Origin of the sequence: Larkinella sp. C7 (assembly GCF_006149005.1) — a bacterium.
In the GTDB taxonomy this organism is placed as follows: domain Bacteria; phylum Bacteroidota; class Bacteroidia; order Cytophagales; family Spirosomataceae; genus Larkinella.
In genome coordinates this window covers 85400-107664 of the sequence record NZ_VBSL01000002.1, presented here as the reverse complement: position 1 = coordinate 107664, position 22265 = coordinate 85400, and the positions used below count along the sequence as shown (strand labels likewise).

18 protein-coding genes are annotated in these 22265 nt (G+C 53.8%); 13 read left to right on the top strand and 5 right to left on the bottom strand.

Annotated elements, in window-relative coordinates; translation table 11 throughout:
* Nucleotides 1-4: 4 nt before the first annotated feature.
* A complete protein-coding gene (locus tag FH871_RS05540) occupies nucleotides 5-1012 on the top strand; it encodes a glycoside hydrolase family 43 protein (protein WP_138990358.1) in 1008 nt (335 codons plus the stop codon).
* Between the two features lie 168 nt (nucleotides 1013-1180).
* On the opposite strand, the gene FH871_RS05535 is transcribed toward FH871_RS05540, so the two are convergent.
* Nucleotides 1181-1555: a hypothetical protein gene (locus FH871_RS05535; RefSeq protein WP_229317080.1), complete on the bottom strand. Its 375-nt coding sequence runs from the start codon at nucleotides 1553-1555 to the stop codon at nucleotides 1181-1183.
* A gap of 21 nt (nucleotides 1556-1576) precedes the next feature.
* Nucleotides 1577-2284 carry a DsbA family protein gene (locus FH871_RS05530; protein ID WP_138990357.1) on the bottom strand — a complete coding sequence of 236 codons (708 nt, stop codon included), beginning with the start codon at nucleotides 2282-2284 and terminating at the stop codon, nucleotides 1577-1579.
* A 232-nt stretch (nucleotides 2285-2516) separates the two neighbouring features.
* Here FH871_RS05530 and FH871_RS05525 point away from each other — a divergent pair, with 232 nt between their 5' ends.
* From FH871_RS05525 to FH871_RS05515, 3 genes are all read left to right on the top strand, one after another.
* Nucleotides 2517-3110, top strand: a complete 594-nt coding sequence (locus FH871_RS05525; protein ID WP_138990356.1) for a Crp/Fnr family transcriptional regulator — start codon at nucleotides 2517-2519, stop codon at nucleotides 3108-3110.
* Between the two features lie 80 nt (nucleotides 3111-3190).
* A complete protein-coding gene (locus tag FH871_RS05520; protein WP_138990355.1) occupies nucleotides 3191-3793 on the top strand; it encodes a DinB family protein in 603 nt (200 codons plus the stop codon).
* 18 nt (nucleotides 3794-3811) lie between these two features.
* Nucleotides 3812-5128: a gluconate:H+ symporter gene (locus tag FH871_RS05515; protein ID WP_138990354.1), complete on the top strand. Its 1317-nt coding sequence runs from the start codon at nucleotides 3812-3814 to the stop codon at nucleotides 5126-5128.
* A 12-nt stretch (nucleotides 5129-5140) separates the two neighbouring features.
* On the opposite strand, the gene FH871_RS05510 is transcribed toward FH871_RS05515, so the two are convergent.
* From FH871_RS05510 to FH871_RS05500, 3 genes are read right to left on the bottom strand one after another with little or no spacing between them, the layout of a single operon-like run.
* Entirely contained in the window at nucleotides 5141-7390 is a 2250-nt protein-coding gene (locus FH871_RS05510) for a xanthine dehydrogenase family protein molybdopterin-binding subunit (protein WP_138990353.1), read from the bottom strand.
* An 8-nt stretch (nucleotides 7391-7398) separates the two neighbouring features.
* Nucleotides 7399-8397, bottom strand: a complete 999-nt coding sequence (locus FH871_RS05505) for a xanthine dehydrogenase family protein subunit M (RefSeq protein WP_138990352.1) — start codon at nucleotides 8395-8397, stop codon at nucleotides 7399-7401.
* Nucleotides 8394-9044: a (2Fe-2S)-binding protein gene (locus FH871_RS05500; RefSeq protein WP_138990351.1), complete on the bottom strand. Its 651-nt coding sequence runs from the start codon at nucleotides 9042-9044 to the stop codon at nucleotides 8394-8396. Before FH871_RS05500 ends, FH871_RS05505 begins: the two co-directional genes overlap by 4 nt.
* A gap of 175 nt (nucleotides 9045-9219) precedes the next feature.
* On the opposite strand from FH871_RS05500, the gene FH871_RS05495 reads away from it, so the two are divergent.
* From FH871_RS05495 to FH871_RS05455, 9 genes are all read left to right on the top strand, one after another.
* A complete protein-coding gene (locus tag FH871_RS05495; RefSeq protein ID WP_138990350.1) occupies nucleotides 9220-10257 on the top strand; it encodes a LacI family DNA-binding transcriptional regulator in 1038 nt (345 codons plus the stop codon).
* A 73-nt stretch (nucleotides 10258-10330) separates the two neighbouring features.
* Nucleotides 10331-11572: a mandelate racemase/muconate lactonizing enzyme family protein gene (locus FH871_RS05490; protein WP_138990349.1), complete on the top strand. Its 1242-nt coding sequence runs from the start codon at nucleotides 10331-10333 to the stop codon at nucleotides 11570-11572.
* A gap of 57 nt (nucleotides 11573-11629) precedes the next feature.
* The gene (locus tag FH871_RS05485; RefSeq protein ID WP_138990348.1) at nucleotides 11630-14764 is read left to right on the top strand and encodes a SusC/RagA family TonB-linked outer membrane protein; all 3135 of its coding nucleotides are present in this window, start codon (nucleotides 11630-11632) and stop codon (nucleotides 14762-14764) included.
* Nucleotides 14765-14790: 26 nt separating this feature from the next.
* On the top strand, nucleotides 14791-16338 hold the full coding sequence (locus FH871_RS05480) for a SusD/RagB family nutrient-binding outer membrane lipoprotein (protein WP_138990347.1): 1548 nt from the start codon (nucleotides 14791-14793) through the stop codon (nucleotides 16336-16338).
* A 111-nt stretch (nucleotides 16339-16449) separates the two neighbouring features.
* Complete coding sequence (gene dgoD / locus FH871_RS05475; protein WP_138990346.1) at nucleotides 16450-17685, top strand: galactonate dehydratase; 1236 nt, start codon at nucleotides 16450-16452, stop codon at nucleotides 17683-17685.
* Nucleotides 17686-17794: 109 nt separating this feature from the next.
* Nucleotides 17795-18793, top strand: a complete 999-nt coding sequence (locus FH871_RS05470) for a 2-dehydro-3-deoxygalactonokinase (RefSeq protein ID WP_138990345.1) — start codon at nucleotides 17795-17797, stop codon at nucleotides 18791-18793.
* 11 nt (nucleotides 18794-18804) lie between these two features.
* Nucleotides 18805-19452 carry a bifunctional 4-hydroxy-2-oxoglutarate aldolase/2-dehydro-3-deoxy-phosphogluconate aldolase gene (locus tag FH871_RS05465; protein WP_138990344.1) on the top strand — a complete coding sequence of 216 codons (648 nt, stop codon included), beginning with the start codon at nucleotides 18805-18807 and terminating at the stop codon, nucleotides 19450-19452.
* Between the two features lie 38 nt (nucleotides 19453-19490).
* Nucleotides 19491-20795 (top strand): MFS transporter, encoded by a 1305-nt coding sequence (locus FH871_RS05460; RefSeq protein WP_138990343.1) that lies wholly within the window; start codon nucleotides 19491-19493, stop codon nucleotides 20793-20795.
* Between the two features lie 6 nt (nucleotides 20796-20801).
* Nucleotides 20802-22265 carry a sulfatase gene (locus FH871_RS05455; protein ID WP_138990342.1) on the top strand — a complete coding sequence of 488 codons (1464 nt, stop codon included), beginning with the start codon at nucleotides 20802-20804 and terminating at the stop codon, nucleotides 22263-22265.

Here is a 22265-nt window from a genome sequence, read left to right as displayed (position 1 = left end):
TCTGATGAAACGTTATTTTCTGCTTATCGCCTTCGTTTATTCATTCTTTCCGGTTTTTTCGCAAACCACAACAGCTTCTCAACCCAATGCCGCGAAAAAACTGACGTCTGGTAATCCGGTATTTCCGGGCTGGTATGCCGATCCCGAAGGCATTATCCTGGGGAACAAATACTGGATTTATCCGACCTATTCGGCACCGTATAACCAGCAGGTTTTCATGGACGCCTTTTCGTCACCTGACCTGGTGACCTGGACAAAACACAGCCGGATTATCGACACCACGGCCATCAAATGGGCCTGGCGGGCGATGTGGGCACCGGCCATCGTTGAAAAAGGCGGCAAGTATTACCTGTTTTTCGGGGCCAATGACATTCAAAATGATCAGAAAGACGTGGGCGGGATTGGCGTGGCGGTGGCCGACAATCCGGCCGGGCCATTCAAGGATTATTTGGGTAAACCACTGATCGACAAGATTATCAACGGGGCGCAGCCCATCGACCAGTTTGTCTTCAAGGATAAAGACGGTCAGTATTACATGATTTACGGCGGCTGGCGGCACTGCAACATCGCCAAACTGAAAGACGATTTCACCGGTTTTGTGCCATTTGCCGATGGTACGACGTTTAAGGAAATTACGCCCAAAGGCTACGTGGAAGGGCCTTTCATGTTCATTCGCAACGGAAAATATTACTTTATGTGGTCGGAAGGTGGCTGGACCGGCCCCAACTATTCCGTTGCCTACGCCATGGCGGATTCACCGTTTGGTCCTTTCGAACGGATCGATAAAATTCTCAAGCAGGACCCCGGCGTGGCAACCGGCGCAGGGCATCATTCGGTGATCCAGGTGCCGGGAAAAGATCAATGGTACATCGTGTATCACCGCCGTCCGCTGACGGAAACCGACGGCAACCACCGCGAAACCTGCATCGATATCATGGAATTTGATGCGAAGGGATTGATTAAACCGGTGAAAATTACGGTGGAAGGGGTGAAGCCGCAGCCATTGAAGTAGCAGCGTTCAGTGTTTGTTATTCTTTGTTCATTATTCGTTATTCAATATTCGGTGTTCGCTATTCAATTTTTAAAAGTTAAGAAATATCGAATATTGAATAACGAACATTGAATAATGAACAAAGAATAACAAACACCGAATGTTGAACAACGAACCAAGCCCCCCCGATCATTTACCGACCGCCCGTTTCAAAATACCGCCTACAAAACTTCCCAGAAAGGTAAGGAAGATAGAACCATAGAGGCAGAAAAGCTCCAGTTCGTGTTTTCCTCCGTTATCGGGAGTAGCCGTAAAAAACGTGTAGCCAATCCAGAGAAAAGCAGCTTGTAAAACCGCTAAAAACCAGCCTTTTCGGGGCTCCAGAAAACCGATGATGGCGGCACTGACAGCCGCCAGAAAATACGGCCAGTGAACCACATCCGCCCATTTGATCACAAACAGCAGTAGCGCACTGTTGGCCAGAACCAACAGGGTGTTGATGATGAGCCGCGTGTTGAAAAACGGTTCGCGGGCGTAGGAGCTATCGGACGAATGTGGCATCATGGTGGCTATTTTATGGCAAAATTAGTCACAATTCCCATCCGGTATACAGACCGGACCGGCAATGGTTTCCGCTTCGGCCAGCGGGTTAACGTCTTTCCATTCACCGTACGACTTGATGAGCGCACCCAGAAACGTCTCGGGTGCCTGCGCACCGGAAACGGCGTATTTCTGGTTGAAGACAAAAAAAGGAACGCCGGTAACACCTACCTGCCGCGCTTCCCGAATGTCCGCTTTCACATCGGCCGCAAACTGATCGGATGCCAGCACCTGTTCGACTTCAGGAGCCGCCAAACCGATGTCGGTTCCAAGTTGCAACAGGGTGTCATGATCAGCGGTATTGAGTCCTTCGGTAAAATACGCTTTGAACAGGCGTTCTTCCATATCGTCGCCCTTGCCCTGGGTTTTGGCAAGCTGCACCACCCGGTGGGCGTCGAAAGAATTGGCGACCACGGCTTTATCGAAGTCGTAGTGAAGCCCGACTTCAGCGGCCATGTTGGTCACATAATCATTCATTTGTTTGGCATAGCCGAGCGTCCAGCCTTTGGCTTCGGCCAGGTATTCGGTAATGCTTTTGTCCGGGTTGGTCTCCTGAGCCGGGTTAAGCTGAAAGCTTTTCCAGACCACCTCAATCGACTCTTTTTGATCAAACTGCTCCAGAGCGGCTTCAAATTTGCGTTTTCCGATGTAGCAAAACGGACACATGACGTCCGACCAGATTTCAACTTTCATTTTCTTCGGTAGTTATAAAAAACACGATGATCGCACATTCCGGGGAATCGAACGACTCCCGCCAACCATTTGATGTTGTTACATCAATAAGGATTTGGCGAGAAATTTGGTTCAGGCAACCATCCATAATCCAACAACCATCACGGGATTAAATTATGCGTTCAAGTATACTACGACCTTTTTGTACATTTACGGCCGGAGTTGCTGGTAGCAAAACCGGTTGATTACAAACATGAATGAACGGGAGAAATCGCTGGAAAGCCTGAAAAAAATGATTTTTCAGGCCGGTGAACTGAGTGACGTGGAGTGGGAAGCTTTTGCGGCCTGCTGGCATCCGGTCGACTACCGGCGGAAAACCACGCTGACCACCGCGGGCGACATCGAACGCTACCTGTATTACGTGATCGATGGCGTTCAGCGGGCGTATTATGTGGGAGAAGGGAAACGGGATGCTACGCTGATTTTTTCGTATACCGGCTCGATGTCGGGCATTATCGACTCGTTTCAATTGCAAAAACCGTCGTTGTATTACCTTGAAACCCTGACTACCAGCCGGTTGTTGCGGATTTCGTATGCCGATTTTAACCGGGTTCTTGGCACCTATCCGGCGCTGGAACGCTGGGGACGCATCGGTACGGCGGCTGCGATGTCGGGTCTGATGGAGCGGTATATCGAACTGATGACGTTCAGTGCCGAGGAGAAATTTCGGGTGTTGTTGACCCGTAGTCCGCACGTCCTGCAACTGATTCCGCACAAGTATCTGGCGTCATACCTCGGTCTGGACCCCACCACATTCAGCAAATTACTGGCCTCCGTCAAATTGTAGCGGGGGTTGAAAATCTTGGTCTGCGCCAACATTTTTCGGTAGAAACCGTCGTAGGTTTGTCCGTATAAACGCCCGTAGCCATGCCCGTTTTTCAACCCAGTGACTTGCTCGATCAGTTAACCCGCGAAACGCAAACGCTCGTCGAACTGGTCCTAACAGAATTCAGTCCGCTGTCAGTCGATGAGTTAAACCGTCAACCGGCTCCGGATCGGTGGAGCATTGCGCAGTGCCTGGAGCACCTGAACAGTTACGGGCATTACTACCTGCCGCAGCTCGAAGCCGCCGTTTTGAAAGGCGAAACCGAGTCGATTCGGGCCATTTCGACGTTTCGGAGCGGCTGGCTCGGCAACTACTTCGCCAATTCGATGCAGCCCAAAGCCGACGGTTCGATTGGGTTGAAAATGAAAGCCGTCAAGGAACACACGCCCGTTTCGAACCTGAATGCGTCGGCAGTTTTAGCGGTTTTTCTCGAACAGCAACATGCCCTGCTTGAGCTGTTGGAACGCGCCAAACAGGTGAACATTCAGAAACTCCGCATCCCCATTTCCATTGCCCGGTTCATCCGGCTTTCGGTGGGCGACACCTTCCGGTTTCTGATCGCACACGAGCAGCGGCATGTGTTACAAGCCCGTCACGTAGCCTCCGGGCTGATTCTTCGCCCGAACGTTTCGGTAGAATCGTAATATTTCCTAAGTTTGGTCATGCTCCTGACCATAACCATCCTTGGCATTCTTGCCCTCATTGCGCTTATCTCGTTTGTCCGCCTGCATACCTTCCTGGCCTTTCTGGCGGTTTCATTGGGCGTCGGCCTGGCCCTGGGCCAAAAACCGCTGGAAATTCTGGATTCGATTCAGAAAGGCATCGGCGGCACGCTCGGTTCCATCACCGCCATCATTGCCCTGGGGGCGATGCTCGGCAAGCTGGTGGCCCAAAGCGGGGCCGCCCAGCGAATTGCCGTCAAACTCATGGATCTGGTCGGTACGCGCCACGCCCGCTGGGCTTTTCTGGTAACCGGTTTCATTGTCGGGCTGCCGTTGTTTTATTCCGTCGGATTTCTGCTGCTGGCTCCGCTGGTCATCACGGTTTCGTACCGCTATAAACTCCCCGCGCTCTACATCGGCCTGCCCATGCTGGCGTCGCTATCGGTAACGCAGGGCTACCTGCCGCCCCACCCGGCGCCACTGGCAATTCTGAAACAATTCAACGCCGACATGGGACTAACGCTGTTTTATGGCATCATTGTCTCGATTCCGGCCATTTTGATTTCCGGCGCCCTGTTTGGCTCGACCCTGAAACGCTTCACGACTCCGGCCAATCCGGCCTTCATTGCGCCCGACCTGAGCGAAGACGAAATGCCCTCGGCCACCACCAGTTTCCTGACGGTTTTGCTGCCAATTTTATTGATTGGCCTCAGTACCTTTCTGAATCCGTTGTTACCGGAAGGTTCGCTGGTTCAGCAGGTGATTGGGTTTGTGGGCGAGCCAGTGGTGAGCATGTTCCTGTCGGTGCTGGTGGCGACCTATACGCTGGGGCTTCGGCGGGGGAAAACCATGCCGGAAGTGACCGGGCTGTTTGGCGAAGCGGTCAAGGATGTGGCCATGCTTTTCCTGATTTTCGGTGGGGCCGGGGCCCTGAAACAGGTGTTGACCGACGGCGGGGTGAGCCAGTCCATTGCCGAAATGATGGAAGATTCGACCCTGCATCCGTTCGTTCTGGCCTGGGGAATGGCCGCCCTGATCCGGGTTTGCACCGGCTCGTCAACGGTTTCGGGCATTACGACCGCTGGTTTTGTCGCGCCCATGCTGGCGGCTACGGGCGTGGAACCGAACCTGATGGTGCTGAGTATCGGCGCTGGCAGCATGATGTTTTCGCACGTCAACGACACCGGTTTCTGGCTGTTTCGCGAATACTTCCAGTTGTCGATGGCCGATACGCTCAAAACCTGGTCGGTGATGGAAACGCTGGTGTCGATCACGGGTTTGGCGGGGGTGATGGCGTTGAATCTGATTCTTGGCTAGCTTTTTGCCGTTTCAAACCAGCTTGTCCACCGTAATCGGCAGTTCCCGAACCCGTTTCCCCGTAGCGTGAAAAACCGCATTGGCGACCGCAGCCGCCACGCCGACGATGGCGATTTCGCCCAGGCCCTTGGCACCGATCGGGTTGACGTGGACATCGGGCTGATCCACAAAAAACACCTCGATTTGCGGAATGTCGGCGTGAACCGGGATGTGGTAGCTGGCAAAATCGCTGGTTACGTAGCGGCCATACCGGTGATCCATCACGGATTCTTCCATCAATGCCATGCCGATCCCGCCCACAACCCCCCCGATGGACTGGCTGCGGGCGGTTTTGTAGTTGATGATTTTACCGACATCGGCGCAGGTTACCACCCGTTTGACGCGCACCTCACCCGTGACCGGACTCACCTGAACCTCCACGAAATGACAGCCAAATGAATACATGGAATACTGATCCCGCTCCGGCCCCGATTTCGATTCTTCCGTCATTTCCACCTGGGGCAGCTTGTGATACTTCAGAATATCCGTGTAGGAGACGCTCGATCTGGACTCGGCAGTCGGATAAATCCGGCCATTCCTGATGACTATTTCGTCGGGCCAGGCACTGCTCAGGATGGAGCCGGGCATGGACGCTCCCAAAATCAGGAGCTTGTTTTTCAGGGCTTTGCAGGCATCGTGAACGGCTGAACCCACGCTGGGAATGGTGGCCGACCCATTCTGGCCGGGGGCATCGGGTAAACTGGAATCGCCCAGATCGAAGCGGACTTTTTGGGGACTGACGCCCAGAATCCGGGCCGCAATCTGCGTCATGGCCGTACCGGTTCCGGGGCCAATGTCCATCGTCGCGCTCTGCACCACCACCGAACCGTCGGCTTGCATCATCGCTTTGGCTTTGGAAGGATGGCGGTGAAAACCGTAAAGGCTGGACGCCATACCGTAGCCAACCAGCATCCCATCGACCTGCATCGAACGGGGTTCCGGCTTCCGGTTTTTCCAGCCAAACTGCTCCGACCCCATGCGATAACATTCCTTCAGCGATTTGGCCGACCACGGCAGGTTTCGTTCGGGGTCGGCATCGGCGTGGTTGCGCAGCCGCAGTTCCAGCGGGTCGAGTTGGAGGGCAAATGCCAGCTCGTCGAGCGCCGATTCCAGGGCAAACATCCCCGTGGCGTCGCCGGGGCCGCGCATCCAGGTGGGCGTGTTCACATCGAGGTTGAGCAGCCGGTAGCGCGTAGACACATTGAGGCAGGCATACATCGCCCGCGTGGCCAGGATTGTGCGTTCCAGGTGTTCTTCGTAGGCCGAAGTCTGCCCGATCCCTTCGTGCCTAATCGCCGTCAGGATGCCGGTTTTGGTGGCACCCATCGCAATTTTTTGTTCGGTAAAAGGCCGGTATCCCACCGAGGTAAACATCAGTTCGCGGCCCAGAACCAGTTTGACCGGTCGTCTGACCTGTTTGGCCGCCAGCACGGCCGCAACCGTGTGGGGCCAGACCCGGATGCCCGAACCAAAGGCACCGCCGATAAACTGTGCGTTGACTTTAACATTTTCGCGGGGCAGTTTAAACGCCTGCGCCAGATTGCCCTGCGCCGATTTAACCCCCTGATTCTTATCGTAAACCGTCAGTTTATCATCCGCTTCCCAGACTGCAATAATGGCGTGGGGCTCCAGCGGCTGGTGGTGCTGGGTGGGAATGGTGTAAGTGGCTTCCATTTTAACTTCCGCCGATGGCATGGCGTCGGGATCACCCCGGTCGTAATCCTGGAACGGGGACGTTTTGTTCCGTTGCACATTAGCCGCGATGGCGGCTTTGGACCGATTGGCGACAAAGTCGGTCTGGTGGGTTTCAGTCTGGTAATCAATCTCCACCAGCGAAGCCGCCTGTTGGGCCTGCTCCAGCGTTTGGGCCACCACCAGGGCAACGGGCTGGCCGCTGAAATAGATCAATTCATCGTAAAACACCCGAAAAGCCGTGCCGACCGGAGCCCGTTCGGCGGGTTGTTTGACGGGTGGGTAAGCGGGTACACCGGGGGTGTTCCGGTGGCTGATGACGGCCAGAACGCCCGGCGCTGCTTCCGCCGGTTTGGCGTTGATGGTTGTTATGCGGCCTTTGGCGATGGTGCTGGTAATCAGCACCGCGTGTGCCAGGTTGTCGATCGGGTATTCGGCGGAATAGGTGGCCGCTCCCGTTACTTTTAACCGGCCATCGACGCGGTTGAGCGAAGGTTCCGGGTCGGCAGGAGGGAGTTGAGTGTTTGCCATAGAATGGATCAGGAAAGACCGGCGGCTATTTTTAACGCCTGGACAATAACGTTCGGTGCTACGCTCAGTTTGTAGGCATTGTGTTCAAACGCCCGCGCGCCCTGCATGGCGACTTCGGCGGCCTGGCGAAAAACCGTTTCGGAAGCCACCTGCCCCGTCAGCATTTTTTCGGCTTCGAACAACCGCCAGGGTTTGTGCGCTACGCCCCCCATCGCCAGTCGGGCGGTTTTGATCCGGTTTTGGTCGATGTCGAGCGCGGCTGCCACCGAAACCAGCGCGAAGGCGTAGGAAGCCCGGTCGCGCACCTTGAGATAATGGACGTGTTTCGGGAAAACTGCATCGGGAATTTCCACCGCCGTGATCAGTTCACCGTTCGACAGGGTTGTATCCTGCTCGGGTCGGTTGTTTGGTAATCGGTGAAAATCAGCCATCGGAATTTGACGTTCTCCCCGGGGACCCAGCACCCAAACCGTTGCTTCCAGCGCCGACAACGCCACACTCAGATCGCTGGGGTGAACGGCGATGCAGCTCCTGGGATTAGGTTTTACGGGAACTCCAAAGATGGCGTGCATCCGGTTGATGCCTCCCAAAGCACCACAGCCCGAACCGGGAACCCGTTTATTGCAAGGGAATGCGCGGTCGTAAAAATAGGGGCAACGGGTTCGCTGGAGCAGGTTGCCGCCCACCGTCGCCATGTTGCGCAACTGGCCCGAGGCTCCGGCATGAAGGGCTTGCACCAGCAGCGGATGCTTGTCTAGAACCCGCTTGTGGCTGGCGACCTCGCTGTTCAGTACCAGTGCCCCAATTCGGAGAAAACCGTCCCGCTTTTCGATCTTTTTCAGCGGTAAGTGGTTGATATCGACTAGTTTTTCCGGAGCCGCAATGCCGTGTTTCATCAGGTCGATGAGGTTGGTGCCCCCGGCAATAAACTGCGCTTTCGGGTTGGAAACTACCAGATCAATGGCTTCCTGAAGGGTTGAAGGGCGGACGTATTCGAATGGTTTCATGCGTTTTGCCCACCGGTCTTAACGTCCAGAATGGCTTTCACAATGTTGGGATAAGCACCGCACCGGCAGAGGTTGCCACTCATGTATTCCTGAATGTCGGCTTCGGAATTGGCGCACCCCTCGCGAATACAACTCACCGCCGACATCAGTTGGCCGGGGGTGCAATAGCCACATTGAAAACCGTCGTGTTTGATGAACGCTTCCTGCATCGGGTGTAAACGGTCGCCTTTTGCCAGCCCTTCGATGGTGGTTATTTTCCGCCCGTTCTGCATAACCGCAAAGCTCAGGCAGGCCAGCACCCGCTGCCCGTCGACATGGACGGTACAGGCTCCACACTGGCCGAAATCGCACCCTTTCTTGGTGCCGGTCAATCCCAGTTGTTCACGCAGCAAGTCGAGCAGAGTGGTTCGCGGATCGGTAGAAAGCTGTTGTTTTTTGCCGTTGACCGAGAGGGTAAAACGCACTTTTTCGGCATTTCCGACGGGAGTTTCATCCGAATCCGGTTCGGCGGTTTTCAGAAACGGGAAGGGAGTAAGGGTCAGGCCGGCCACCGCCAGCGACTGTTTCAAAAACAACCGGCGGTCACTCATCTCAAAAAAAGTACCATCGTCCGGTGGGGTCGGGTCGTCCGGTTTATCGTCCGTCATCAAAAATTAAGGTTAAGGGTCGTCAGGGTAAAGTTAGTTCATAGTGGTCAGATTTGTATTTTCAGAGACGACTCACGCGATTAAATTCAAATAACAAAACTAAATAAAAAAAATATACCATTTTGTTTTTTGTTTAATCGATTAAACATACATTTGAAGCGCCTGACTGCTCCTCATGAACAAGAAGAAAGTTTCCCTGAAAGACATTGCTGAGAAAGCGCAGGTTTCAACCGCACTGGTTTCGTATGTTCTGAATGGAAAGGAAAAAGAAAGCCGGGTCGGGCATGAGATCGCCGTTAAAATCAAACAGATTGCCAAAGAGCTGAATTACCAGCCGAATTACCTGGCAAAAAGTTTGCGGAGCGGAAAAACCCAGACGATTGGGTTGATTATTGCCGATATATCGAACCCGTTTTTTGCCAACATCGCCCGCATTGTGGAAGATGAAGCGAAAAAAAACGGCTATACGGTTATCATCGGCAGTTCGGATGAAAAAGCGGAGAAGTCCTGGGATCTGATCACGGTTTTTCTAAACCGGCAGGTTGACGGTTTTATCATCGTCTCGTCGGAAAATTCGGAAGAGCAGATTGAGTACCTGATTGAGAAAAACGTTGCTTTCGTCTTGTTGGACCGGCACTTCCCCGACATTCCTACGCATTTTGTTTCCCTGAACAGTTATAAAGCCGCCTTCGACGCGGGCGTTCATTTGATTCAGAGCGGTTATAAAAACATTGGGCTCATTGCCTATAAATCACAACTTTTTCACATGCAGGAGCGAATCCGGGGCTATCGGGAGTCGCTGGTGGAAAATGGGATTTCCTTTCATCCGGCATGGCTGAAAGAGGTGGGGTTCGATACGATCGACGAGGAAATCAAAGTGGGCATCGACGAGATGCTGGCATCGGCGTTTCCGGTGGATGCCCTGATTTTTGCGACTTACCGGCTGGCCATCACCGGTTTGAAATACATTAACGCGCTGGGATTGAAGGTCCCGGATGATCTGGCCATCGTCAGTTTTGGTCAGGCCGAAGTGTTTGATCTGTACTATTGCCCGATTACTTACGTCCTGCAACCGATGGAGGAGTTGGGAAAAACCGCCGTTGAAATTTTGATTCATCAATTGAAAGAACCGCATGCTGAAAAAAGACAGATTCTAATGGAGGCCCAACTGATGGCGCGGGATTCGTCCCGACCCAAAGCGGTCATTTCCTGATAATTCATCATTTTAGCGACTTGCTTAATCGTTTAAACAACTATTCCTTACCCTTAATTTTTCCCGTTTTTGTATGCAACGAAGACATTTTCTGAAATCTGCGGTGCTGGGTTCCGGAGCCATTCTGACCGGAATTCCCTTGTTGAGTGAAGCGGCCATTCCCAAACTGAAGATTACCAAAATCCGGTATTATGCGGCTCCCGGCTACAACAAACCGCTGTTTAACCAGGCGCGGGGCATTGTCGAGATCGAAACCGATGGCGGTATTACGGGCATCGGTGAAGGTGGTTCGAAAGACATGATCGAGCAGTGTGCGCAGATGATGATTGGCGAAAACCCGTTCCGCATCGAACACATCTGGCAGAACCTGTACCGGGGCATGTTTTACCCGCCGGGCCGTGAAAAACTGCACGCCCAGGGGGCGCTCGACATGGCACTTTGGGACCTCAAAGGCAAGGCGCTCGGTGTGCCGGTGTATGAACTGCTCGGCGGTGCCACCCGCGATTACGTTGAGTGCTACGCCACTGGTTTCCGGGCGTCCAAAGCCACAACGGAAGAAGGGCGTGCGCAGGACTGCATCAAGGCCGGCTTGCGGGCCTACCGAATCGGACCGACGGGCGGAAACGGCTCCGAGCCGTTCGATTTTTACGATAACGCGAAGAAAACCATCGACTTCTGCAAACGCATCGACGCAGCTGTTGGCGGGGGTGGTAAATGGGCCGTCGATCTGCACACCCGGTTCGACACCACCGAAGGCATCAAAATCTGCAAGGCGCTGGAATCGCTGGAACCGTATTTTGTGGAGGACATCGTCCGGTCGGAAAACCCGGATGTCTACAAAACCGTGCGGGCGATGACCAACGTGCCCATTGCCGTGGGCGAACAGTTTGGCGATCGCTGGGACAGCAACACCTTCATCGAGCAGCACCTGATCGACTACACCCGGTTTACGGTTCCGAACACCGGCGGTATTTCCGAATTCAAAAAACTGGCGTCGATGTGTGAAACCCATTACGTGGGCATGATTCCGCATTTTACCGGCCCGTTAGCCACGGCCACGCTGGTTCACGTGCTGGGTTCGAGCAGTCCGACGCGCTGTCTGATGGAACTGGGCGGGGGCGAACCCGAGCGGCCACCTTACTTTAACGAAGACTATGTGAATTTTAAAAACGGCAAATTATACCTCAATCCCGAACCGGGGCTGGGCGTCAAATTTGACCCAAAGAAGGCAACGTTTGTCCTGGAAGTTACCGCCAATACGAAGTTCCCGCACCCGATCCTGAAAGCCCCGGATGGCTCCATCCATAACTGGTGATTCAGTTGAGTACCGCCTTTGTCTAACCATCTTGAAATCTTTATCCCATTCCTGAACATGAAAAAACCTGTAAAAATCCTGGTATTTCTGCTGGTTCTGGCCCACACCCTGGCCTTTGCCCAGAACAACCGTGTGACCGGCAAAGTCACCGGTGCCGACAACAAGGCGCTTCCCGGCGTGAATGTGCTGGTGAGCGGCACCACCGTGGGCACGGTGGCCGATGCCGACGGCAACTTCGCCATCAACGCGCCCTCCGATGCTTCGCTGGTCTTTTCGTACATCAGCTACATTACCCAAACCGTTGCGGTCAACGGCCGTTCGGTGATCAACGTGCAACTGGTGGAGGATACCAAAAATCTGAATGAAGTCGTCGTGACGGCCCTCGGGATCAAACGGGAAGCGAAAACGCTGGGTTATGCCACCGCCACGGTCAACGCCGACCAGATTTCGACCAACCGCAGCCCCAACCTGATGACCGGTTTGCAGGGCAAAATGGCGGGGGTCAACATCTCGACCATGTCGACCGGGCCGGGCGGCAGTTCCAAAATCCGGATTCGGGGCCAGTCGTCGTTCAGTGGACAGAACAACCCGCTGATTGTGATCAACGGCGTTCCGGTCGACAACTCCAACTACGCCCTCGGCGGGAACTTCGGCAACCGCTCGGCCAACAGTTCGGATGGGGGCGACGGTCTTTCGAGTATCAACCCCGACGACATCGAGACGATGACGGTTTTGAAGGGTGCCACAGCAGCCGCCCTGTACGGGTCGCGGGCGAAGGATGGCGTGGTGATGATCACAACCAAAAGCCGGGGGGCTGGCAAGGGCTTCGGCGTGGAATACAACACCAATTTTACGACCGACACACCCCTGGATTTCACGGATTTTCAGTATGAATACGGCCAGGGCGAAGGCGGTATTCGGCCCACAACACCCAACCCGACGTCGGGTGTCTGGAGTTTCGGGGAAAAATTCCAGCCGGGCATGACGCAGGTGCTGTTCGACGGCGAAGTGTACCCGTATGAACCGGTGCGCAATCGCGTTCGGCAATTCTACAACATCGGAACCAATTTTACGAACACCCTGACGGTTTCCAACAACACCGAAAATGGCGGTTTCAGCCTTTCGTTTGCCAACACGGACAACAAGGCCATTACGCCCAATTCGGATTTTAACCGGAAAACCATCAACCTGGGTTTTTCGCAGAACATCAACAAAAACCTGGTTGCCAGCGGGAACATCAACTATTCCAACGAATACAACCGCAACCCGACGCAGCTCAACACCCAGGATTTTGCCACGCCCACGGTGGTCATGACCCTGGCCAATTCGATGCCGTTCGAAGCCCTCAGAAACAACCAGGTGCTGCCCAATGGCGATGAATTCGTGTTTTCGCGGTTTCTGGTGCGGAACAATCCCTATTATTCAGTGAATTACCATTTTGAAAACATCAAGCGCGACCGGCTTTTTGGCAACGTTGCGTTGAAATACCAGTTTACGAAGTGGCTGTATTTGCAGGGACGGCTGGCGCAGGATTTGTATACCCGGAACCAGGATTACAACATTCCGAACGGCTACGCGCCCATTGCCAAAGCCCCGGCGGGGTATGTCAACGGGTCGTATACGCAGGATGTGCGCAAGTTTGTGGAACGAAATTATGACTTCATTCTGGGCGGAAACCACACATTCGGGAACATTGGCGTCGATGTAACCCTCGGTGGCAACCAGCGGTTTGTGCGCATGGACTACAACAGCGTGGCAGTGCAGGATTTTGTGCAGCCCGGTTTGTATACCGTGATGAATGGGCGGGTGAAAAACCCCCTGTACAGTTTGTCGGAGCGGAAAATTAATTCACTGTATGCGGCTGCGACCATCTCCTACAAGGAGTATCTGTTTTTGAATGCCACCGCGCGGAATGACTGGTTTTCAACGCTTTCGCCCGAAAACCGCAGCATCCTGTATCCCTCAGTGACCGGTAGTTTCGTGTTTTCGCAAGCCTTTACCAACCTGCCCACCTGGCTGACGTTTGGGAAGATCCGGGCAGCCTATGCGCAGGTCGGTGACGACAATGTAAGTCCGTATTCCAACGCGCTGTTTTATGCCGTCAACAACAACAACTTCCCGACGCCTTCCGGCCAACTGGTTCCGGTGGGGGGCATCAACGCGTCGTCGGTGCCCAACCGCAACCTGCGCCCGCTGCGGGTTTCAGAAGCGGAAGGCGGTATTGAACTGAAGTTCTTCAACAACCGATTGGGCCTTGATTTTACCTATTACCGGAAAATAACCGAAGATCAGATTCTGGCGACGCAGGTTTCGGATGCGTCATCTTATACCAACAAACTGATCAACGTCGGGAAAAGCATGAACAAAGGGATCGAGGTGTTGCTGACCGGCACGCCGATCAATACTTCCGCATTCCGCTGGGATGTGAGCGCCAATTTTGCCTACAACACGTCCGAAGTGCTGACGCTGGGGTTGGGTGTAGCCGATACCATGATCACCGTCGGCGGTTCGGGGGGCAGCACGCTCCGGCAGGTGGTGGGCAAACCCATTGGGCAGTTGTTCACCTTCAACTACCTCCGCGATGCGCAGGGACGGCAGGTGTTCGACAAAGGGAGCGGGCGGCCATTGCGCAACAACACGCCGGTGAACGTTGGAAATGCCTTGCCGAAATATTTTGGCGGTATTACCAATACCTTCAATTACAGGGGAATAACGCTTTCCGCCCTGATCGATTTCAAATTAGGTCACAAAATGATCGGCGGTCAGAACATGAATTACCTCCGCCACGGTCTGCACAAAAAGACGCTCGATGGCCGGGCCGAAGGCTATGTGATTGGCAAAGGCGTGAACCCGGATGGCGAAGTGAACACGACGCGCTCCGCCGTTCAGCCGTTCTACGAAACGCCCAACGTGCTCGGGATTTACGAGGATTTTATCTACAACGCCGGTTTCTGGAAACTCCGTCAGCTTACGCTGGGCTACGATTTTACGAAACTATTGCCGCAGAAATTTTTCATCAAGGGCATTCGCCTGAGTGCGGTTGCCAACAACGTGGCGGTTTTGAAAAAATGGACCGAAAACATGGACCCGGAGATGGTAAACAACGCTTCGGATAATGCGACCGGTCTGGATTTCTGGCCGAGTCTGCCCCCAACCCGCAGCATGGGTTTCAACCTGAACATCAAGTTTTAATCCGTTGAACGATCCTGAAAGATACCATGAAAACGAAATTTACCTTCATTCTGGGCTTGCTGACAACGTTCAGTCTGCTCACCGGTTGCGACGATCAATTCGACGAAATCAACACCAACAAAGTCGATCCCACGACGCTGGCGCCGTCGTTCGTGATGAACAAAGCCATCATCGACGCGACTTACCTCGACGGTTTCGGCACGCTGCAAATGCTGTGTTACGAATTCGGCATTGTGCAACAGATCATCACGCCCTACGGCAGCTCGCTGGCCGGGGCGAACTACAACCAGAACAACGTGAGCAACACGCCCCTGGTCTGGCAGAATTTCTACCGGAACGTGCTGAAACAGATTGTCGATGTCGTGGAGAAAACAAAAGAAGATGCCAACCGAACCAATCTGTACCACTCGGCCCGGATCTGGAAGGCGTATGCCTTTATGATTTTGACCGACACCTACGGCGACATTCCGTATACCGAAGCGGCCAAGGGGTACATCAGCGAAATTACCTCGCCGAAATACGACTCGCAGGAAGTGATTTACAAGGACATCCTGAAAGAACTGGACGAAGCCTCGGCGGCCCTGGATGCGACGAAAGCCATTGAAACCACCGACATTTTATACGGCGGCAACGTGGCCAAATGGAAGAAACTCGGCTATTCGCTGATGTTGCGGGCGGCCATGCGCCTGACCAAAGTGGACCCGACGACCGCCAAAACCTACGTGACCAAAGCCGTAGCCGGTGGGGTGATGCAGTCCAACGACGATAACTCGGTGATGCGGCACACAGCTTTGTATAACAACTGGATTGCCAACCACTTGCAGGCCCGTGAAAAAACCAATTTTTACCTGACCGCACCGTTTGTGAATTACCTCAAGTCCAACAACGACCCGCGATTGGGTTCGATTGCCGTCCGGTATGTGGGCGCGAAAGGTGGCCCGGAGCAGGTGGCTTCCCGGGCTTCGACCGATCCGAAAGTGCAGATCGGCATGCCGATGGGTTACGACAACGTGACGGTTTCGACCCCGGCGGTGCTGGCGCAATACGGCGTTGCCAGCCTCTGGGATTTTACGCAGGTCAACCTGAACACGGTGTTGAAACTGGACGCGCCGGAATTTCACGTCACGCACTCGCAGACGCAACTGCTGCTGGCAGAGGCCGCCGTGCGCGGCTGGGTAACGGGGAATGCGGGCGATTTTTACGCCAAAGGCATTCGGGCGAACATGGAGCAGATGGCTGCGTACGACGCCACAGCCGCCATCAAGGAAGATGCCATACAGGCGTATCTGGCGGCTCATCCCTTCGATACGGCCAAGGCGCTGGAGTTAATCAATACCCAATACTGGGTGTCATCGTTCCTGAACGGCCCCGAATTGTTTGCCAATTTCCGCCGAAGCGGCTTTCCGACTTTATCCAAAAACCCCTATCCGGCTTCTGAAATAACCGAGGACTTCATTCGCCGGATGCCGTACCCCGACAGTGAAACCATTGTCAACCAGCAAAATGTCAATGCCGCCATCGCCCGGCAAGGGCCAAACACCTTGAGCACGCGGGTTTGGTGGGATAAGAAATGAGTTATTACACAGAGTTTATCAGAGGTTTATTTTTCTCTTTTGCCTCTGATAAACTCTGATGTACTCCGATCAACTCTGTGTAGCATCTACTACCTTCCCTTATTCCTGAAAATGAAGAAATCGAGTATTTCCCGACGCACCGCCATCCAGTCGGTTCTGGGCGTAGCGGGCACCGCGATCACGGCCTTGCCCCAGTCATCCTATGCCTCCAGCCCCGGCCAGTTCCGGGATTATGGCAAAGTGAAAATCACCAAACTGGAAACATTCCTGGTGAAACCCCGCTGGATTTTCCTGAAAATACACACCGACGTGGGCGTGGTGGGGTTGGGCGAACCGCTGCTGGAAGGCCGGGCGCTGACGATCCAAACCGCCATCAAGGAAGTCGAGCCGTATCTGATTGGTAAAGACCCCCGGCACATTATTCACCACTGGCAAGCCATTTACCGACACGCTTTTTACCGGGGTGGTCCCATTTTGACGAGCGCCCTGAGCGGGATCGATCACGCCTTGTGGGACATCAAAGGCAAGCTGCTGAACGTACCGGTTTATGAGTTGTTCGGCGGACCCACCCGCGACCGCGTCCGGATATATGGCCGGGCGAGCAATGCCGAGGACATGAAAAAACGAAAGGCAGAAGGCTACACGGTGATCAAAACCGGGATTGCCAAGAAAAATCCGGCTAATATTGTCGAGAATCCTCAGTTTGTGAAGTACGCAATCGATAATTTTGCCTCGCTACGGGAAGCCGGTGGGCCGGAAATGGACATTGCCATCGACTTTCACGGCGCCATTTCGCCCCAACTGGCCAAGGTGCTGATTAAGGGGCTGGAACCGTATCAGCCAATGTTTATCGAAGAACCCTGTCAGGCGCAGAACGTGGATACGATGGTGGACATCGCGCGCGGAACCCATTTGCCGATTGCCACCGGCGAACGGATTTTTACGAAATGGGGATTCCGCGAGATTCTGGAAAAAGGAGCCGCCAGCATCATCCAGCCGGATCTTTGCCACGCGGGCGGGATTACGGAAGGGCGGATCATTGCCGGAATGGCCGAAGCCTACTACGTGCCGATTGCTCCGCACAACCCAATGGGACCCATTTCGCTGGCGGTCGGCTTGCATTTGGCCGCGAGCGTCCCCAATTTTCTGGTGCAGGAGCAGGTATCGCTGGGCGAGGGCTATCTGAAAAAACCGTTTAAACTGGAAAAAGACGGAACGGTTTTGATTCCGTCAGGACCGGGTCTGGGCGTCGAACTCGATGAGGCTCAGCTCAAAGACAAAATTGGCCACGACTGGAAAAACCCGGAAACCTACAATGCGCTGGACGGCTCCGTCGTCGATTGGTAGGCCAGCTTGTCCATTCGGGTTTTTTGAAACCGGATTCAAATCACTCATAAATTGTATTGTTTCGTTAAAAATCACACGAAGAACTTCATCTTAACCAACAGATTATTGAATGAGTACTTATTTATTGTGTTGTGACTGGGGTACTTCTTTTTTTCGATTGCGACTCATTAACCGGTCCGATTATCGATTGATCGAAGAAGTTACTTCGCAGCAGGGTATCGCCAGTATTTACACGAACTGGAAAGCGATTGGGGAGCGGGCCGGCATTGGAAAGGAACAGTTCTTTCGGGATGCGCTGCTAAAACAGATTGACTTACTGGCCAGCAACGCCGGGATTAAACTGGATCAGGTGCCCGTTGCGGTTTCGGGTATGGCTTCTTCCTCCATAGGAATGGACGAAATCCCGTATGCGTCTTTGCCCTTCGCGATGGATGGCAGTCAGGCCAGTTTTCGCCACTTCGATGCGACCGAAGCGTTTCCACACGAGCTGATTTTGATTTCCGGCGTGAAGAGCCAGGAGGACGTGATGCGGGGGGAAGAAACGCAGTTGATTGGCTTAACCGCCCTCCTCGACCGGGAAGGAAACCGCCCTAACGAAGCCATATTCATCTTTCCGGGCACACACTCCAAGCATATGTATGTGCAGGGAGGGCAACTGCTGAATTTTGAAACGTACATGACCGGTGAGGTTTTTAATCTGATGGCTTCCACCAGTATTTTAAAAGATTCCGTGGATGTCAGTGGTTTCAATGATTTTTCGGAGAGTCATCTGGCGGCTTTCAAAGCCGGTCTTTCGGAGGGCGGTTCGCCCTTGTTGAACCGACTGTTTACGGTCAGAACCAATCAGTTGTTCGGGAATTTGACGAAGCAGCAAAATGCGTTTTACCTGAGCGGACTATTGATTGGTGCCGAACTCAAACCGCTTCAGGAAAAGGAAAATTGGCAACTGGTTTTATGCAGTGGAACCAACCTGTTTCCCTTTTATAAACAGGCCATCGAAGACCTGAACTTAGCCGGACGAACGACCACCATAGCGGCCGAACGGATTGACAAAGCCGCCATCATCGGGCAGGTTATTCTGTTTCAGAACCAGAACCTAAACGTCTAAGCCGTCATCGAATGCGTCATACACTTTTTTCGTGGGATTTATTCAAAAAAGCCCCCATCATTGGGATTGTCAGAAATCTGGCGGTAGAGGACGTGATTCAAATCCTGCCGATTTACCGGAACGCCGGTCTCACCACCATTGAAATAACGATGAATACCGCCGGTGCCGAAGACCTGATCCGGTATGCCGTTGCGCAGGAACAGGCCGGGCTGAATATCGGTGCCGGAACGGTTTGCACAGAACCGGAACTGGAGCGGGCGCTGGCGGCTGGGGCACAGTTTATCGTAACACCCATTATCAACGAGAACGTGATCCGGACGTGCGTGGCACGGAACATCCCTATCTTTCCGGGCGCGTTTACACCCTCCGAAATTTACAAAGCCTGGTCGCTGGGGGCCAGCATGGTCAAGGTTTTTCCCGCGGCCTCGCTCGGTTATTCATACCTGAAAGAGGTCAAAGGTCCGTTGAATCAGATCAAGCTGGTGCCGACCGGCGGGGTGAGTCTCGCCAACATGACTGACTTTCTGAAAGCCGGGGCCGATGGACTGGGTATTGGCGGACAAATCTTTGATACTAAATTGATTCAACAAAAAAACTGGGACGGTTTACAGCAACATTTCATGCAGTTTGTCAACCAACTCACAGCGAGTTCCACCTGACCTTTCCTACTGACTATTCACCCAAGACCCTAACCCGCGTGTCGACCGTTCAAATTAAAAATTACCGCTGGATTGTTGTCGCGCTGGTGTTTTTAGCGACGACCATCAATTACCTCGATCGCCAGATAATTGGCTTGTTGAAACCCATTCTCGAAACTGAATTCAACTGGACGGAAACGGATTATGCCCGGATTGTGATGGCGTTTACGGCCGCCTACGCCATTGGGCTGGGGCTTTCGGGCTGGCTGATCGACAAAACCGGTACCAAACTCGGTTATACGATCACCATCGTTTTCTGGAGCGTGGCCGGGATGCTCCACGCCGTGGCCCGTGGGGCCGTGGGGTTTGGTCTGGCGCGGATTGGGCTCGGACTCGGGGAGGCTGGCAATTTTCCGGCGGCTGTCAAAACCGTGGCCGAGTGGTTTCCCAAAAAAGAACGCGGACTTGCTACCGGTATTTTCAATTCAGGAACCAGCGTCGGCGTCGTGCTGGCGTTGGTGCTGGTGCCCTGGATATTGAGTGCGTACGGCTGGCAGGAAGTATTCTGGATTACCGGCGGTCTGGGCTTTGTCTGGCTGATTTTCTGGTTGCTCTTTTACGACATTCCTTCCCGGCAAAAACGCCTGACTCCGGAAGAGTTTTTGCTGATTACGAATGGGCAGGAAAAGGGCGAAAACAAAGCCGACAGCCAGGTTTCGATCCAGTGGTTCAAGCTGTTTACGTTGCCCCAAACCTGGGCGTTCATCACCGGAAAAGCCCTGATCGACCCCATTTTCTGGTTTTTTTTATTCTGGCTCCCTTCCTATTTTTCATCCACCTACAACCTGGATTTAAAAAAGATAAGCCCGGAGTTAATGATTATTTATACCGCCACGACCGTGGGCAGCATTGGCGGAGGCTATTTTTCGTCGTGGCTCATTAAAGCTGGCTGGCCGACTTTGAAAGCCCGCAAAACCGCCCTGTTAATTTTTGCCATTCTGGAAATCTCGATCATTCTGGCGCAGTTTGCCACCAACGTCTGGATGGTCGTCGCGCTGATCAGTCTGGCGGTGGCGGTGCATCAGGCCTGGGCCACGAACATCTTCACGATGGCTTCCGATCTTTTTCCCAAGCAGGCCGTTAGCTCGGTGGTCGGTATTGGCGGAATGGCCGGGGCGGTTGGCGGAATCTTTTTTCCGATGCTCGTGGGGGATTTACTAGACACTTACAAAGCCGCCGGTAATCTGTCGGCGGGGTACAATATTCTGTTTACCATTTGCGGATTTACTTATTTAATTGTCTGGACGATTATCCATTTCTTAACCAGAAAGTCTAAATTGGTCGAACTAAATCAATTGACCTGATTCCGAATGACTCCAAATCCCAAACCGCAGAAAATCCTGTTCCTTATCTTTTCATTGCTTCTTCTCGCCGGACTGCTACCCACCCTCAGCGGCTGGGTTAGTCCACCGGCGCCGACAAAGCCCAATGTCGTTTTGTTTTTTATCGACGATCTGGGCTACGGGGACTTGTCCTGCTACGGCGCGTCGGGCTACACGACGCCCAATCTCGACCGGATGGCAGCAGAGGGAACCCGGTTTACGAGTTTTCTGGCGGCTCAGGCGGTTTGCAGTGCCTCGCGGGCGGCTTTGCTGACGGGCTGTTATCCCAACCGGCTCGGCATTTCCGGAGCTTTCGGACCCAATTCCCCGGTTGGGCTTAATCCTGAAGAAGAAACGATTGCGGAGTTGCTGAAAGAAAAAGGCTACGCGACCGGTATTTTCGGGAAGTGGCATTTGGGGAGCCAGACGAAGTTTCTACCGCAACAACAGGGTTTTGATGCGTATTACGGCGTGCCGTATTCGCACGACATGTGGCCGCTCCATCCCAATCAGGCGAAGGCCAATTATCCGCCCTTGCATTTGATCGAAGGCAACACGCCCGGTCAGGAAATCCGGACGCTGGACGATGCGAGCCACCTGACGCCCTCGATTACGGAGCGGGCCGTCGGTTTTATTCGCAAACACAAGAAAGAACCGTTCTTTTTGTATGTGCCACACCCGTTGCCGCACGTGCCACTGGCGGCTTCCAGCCGGTTTCAGGGCAAAAGTGCCATTGGTTTGCTGGGCGATGTGATGATGGAACTGGACTGGTCGGTGGGGCAGATTATGCAGGAACTGAAACAGCAGGGACTGGACAAAAATACCCTCGTCATTTTCACCAGCGACAACGGCCCCTGGCTGAATTACGGCGACCATGCAGGGTCGGCGGGCGGTTTTCGGGAAGGTAAAGGAACGTCGTTCGAGGGTGGTCACCGCGTGCCCTGTATCATTCGGTGGCCGGGTGTGGTACCGGCGGGGCGGGTTTGCAACAAACTGTTGACAACGATGGAAATCCTGCCGACGGTTGCAAACTTGTGTGGTGCCCGCCTGCCGAAGAAAGCCATTGATGGCGTCGACATGGTCGCGTTGTTAAAAGGCGACGAAACCGTTACGCCCCGGGATCATTTCTTCTATTATTACCGGAAAAATAGCCTGGAAGCCGTTCGGAAAGGAGATTGGAAACTGGTGTTTGCGCATCCGGGGCGCACCTATGAAGGGTTTCCACCGGGCAGAGGTGGACAGCCGGGGCCGAATACCGAAGACCACGCATTTCCCCTCGCCCTGTATGACCTCCGGCGCGACCCCAGTGAGCGGTATGATGTGCGTGAGCAAAACCCCGAAATCGTGGCGGTTCTGGAAAAATTAGCCGACGAAGCCCGCACGGATTTGGGGGATGATTTACAAAAACGGGAAGGGAAAAACGTGCGACCGGCGGGACGGGTTGACAAATAG

Coding starts and splice junctions, on each gene's coding strand:
- FH871_RS05535 (WP_229317080.1), bottom strand. CDS start 1,555: ATGATGCCACATTCGTCCGATAGCTCCTACGCCCGCGAACCGTTTTTC.
- FH871_RS05515 (WP_138990354.1), top strand. CDS start 3,812: ATGCTCCTGACCATAACCATCCTTGGCATTCTTGCCCTCATTGCGCTT.
- FH871_RS05480 (WP_138990347.1), top strand. CDS start 14,791: ATGAAAACGAAATTTACCTTCATTCTGGGCTTGCTGACAACGTTCAGT.
- FH871_RS05465 (WP_138990344.1), top strand. CDS start 18,805: ATGCGTCATACACTTTTTTCGTGGGATTTATTCAAAAAAGCCCCCATC.
- FH871_RS05505 (WP_138990352.1), bottom strand. CDS start 8,397: ATGAAACCATTCGAATACGTCCGCCCTTCAACCCTTCAGGAAGCCATT.
- FH871_RS05455 (WP_138990342.1), top strand. CDS start 20,802: ATGACTCCAAATCCCAAACCGCAGAAAATCCTGTTCCTTATCTTTTCA.
- FH871_RS05500 (WP_138990351.1), bottom strand. CDS start 9,044: ATGACGGACGATAAACCGGACGACCCGACCCCACCGGACGATGGTACT.
- FH871_RS05490 (WP_138990349.1), top strand. CDS start 10,331: ATGCAACGAAGACATTTTCTGAAATCTGCGGTGCTGGGTTCCGGAGCC.
- FH871_RS05530 (WP_138990357.1), bottom strand. CDS start 2,284: ATGAAAGTTGAAATCTGGTCGGACGTCATGTGTCCGTTTTGCTACATC.
- FH871_RS05520 (WP_138990355.1), top strand. CDS start 3,191: ATGCCCGTTTTTCAACCCAGTGACTTGCTCGATCAGTTAACCCGCGAA.
- FH871_RS05485 (WP_138990348.1), top strand. CDS start 11,630: ATGAAAAAACCTGTAAAAATCCTGGTATTTCTGCTGGTTCTGGCCCAC.
- FH871_RS05525 (WP_138990356.1), top strand. CDS start 2,517: ATGAATGAACGGGAGAAATCGCTGGAAAGCCTGAAAAAAATGATTTTT.
- FH871_RS05510 (WP_138990353.1), bottom strand. CDS start 7,390: ATGGCAAACACTCAACTCCCTCCTGCCGACCCGGAACCTTCGCTCAAC.
- FH871_RS05470 (WP_138990345.1), top strand. CDS start 17,795: ATGAGTACTTATTTATTGTGTTGTGACTGGGGTACTTCTTTTTTTCGA.
- FH871_RS05495 (WP_138990350.1), top strand. CDS start 9,220: ATGAACAAGAAGAAAGTTTCCCTGAAAGACATTGCTGAGAAAGCGCAG.
- FH871_RS05540 (WP_138990358.1), top strand. CDS start 5: ATGAAACGTTATTTTCTGCTTATCGCCTTCGTTTATTCATTCTTTCCG.
- dgoD (WP_138990346.1), top strand. CDS start 16,450: ATGAAGAAATCGAGTATTTCCCGACGCACCGCCATCCAGTCGGTTCTG.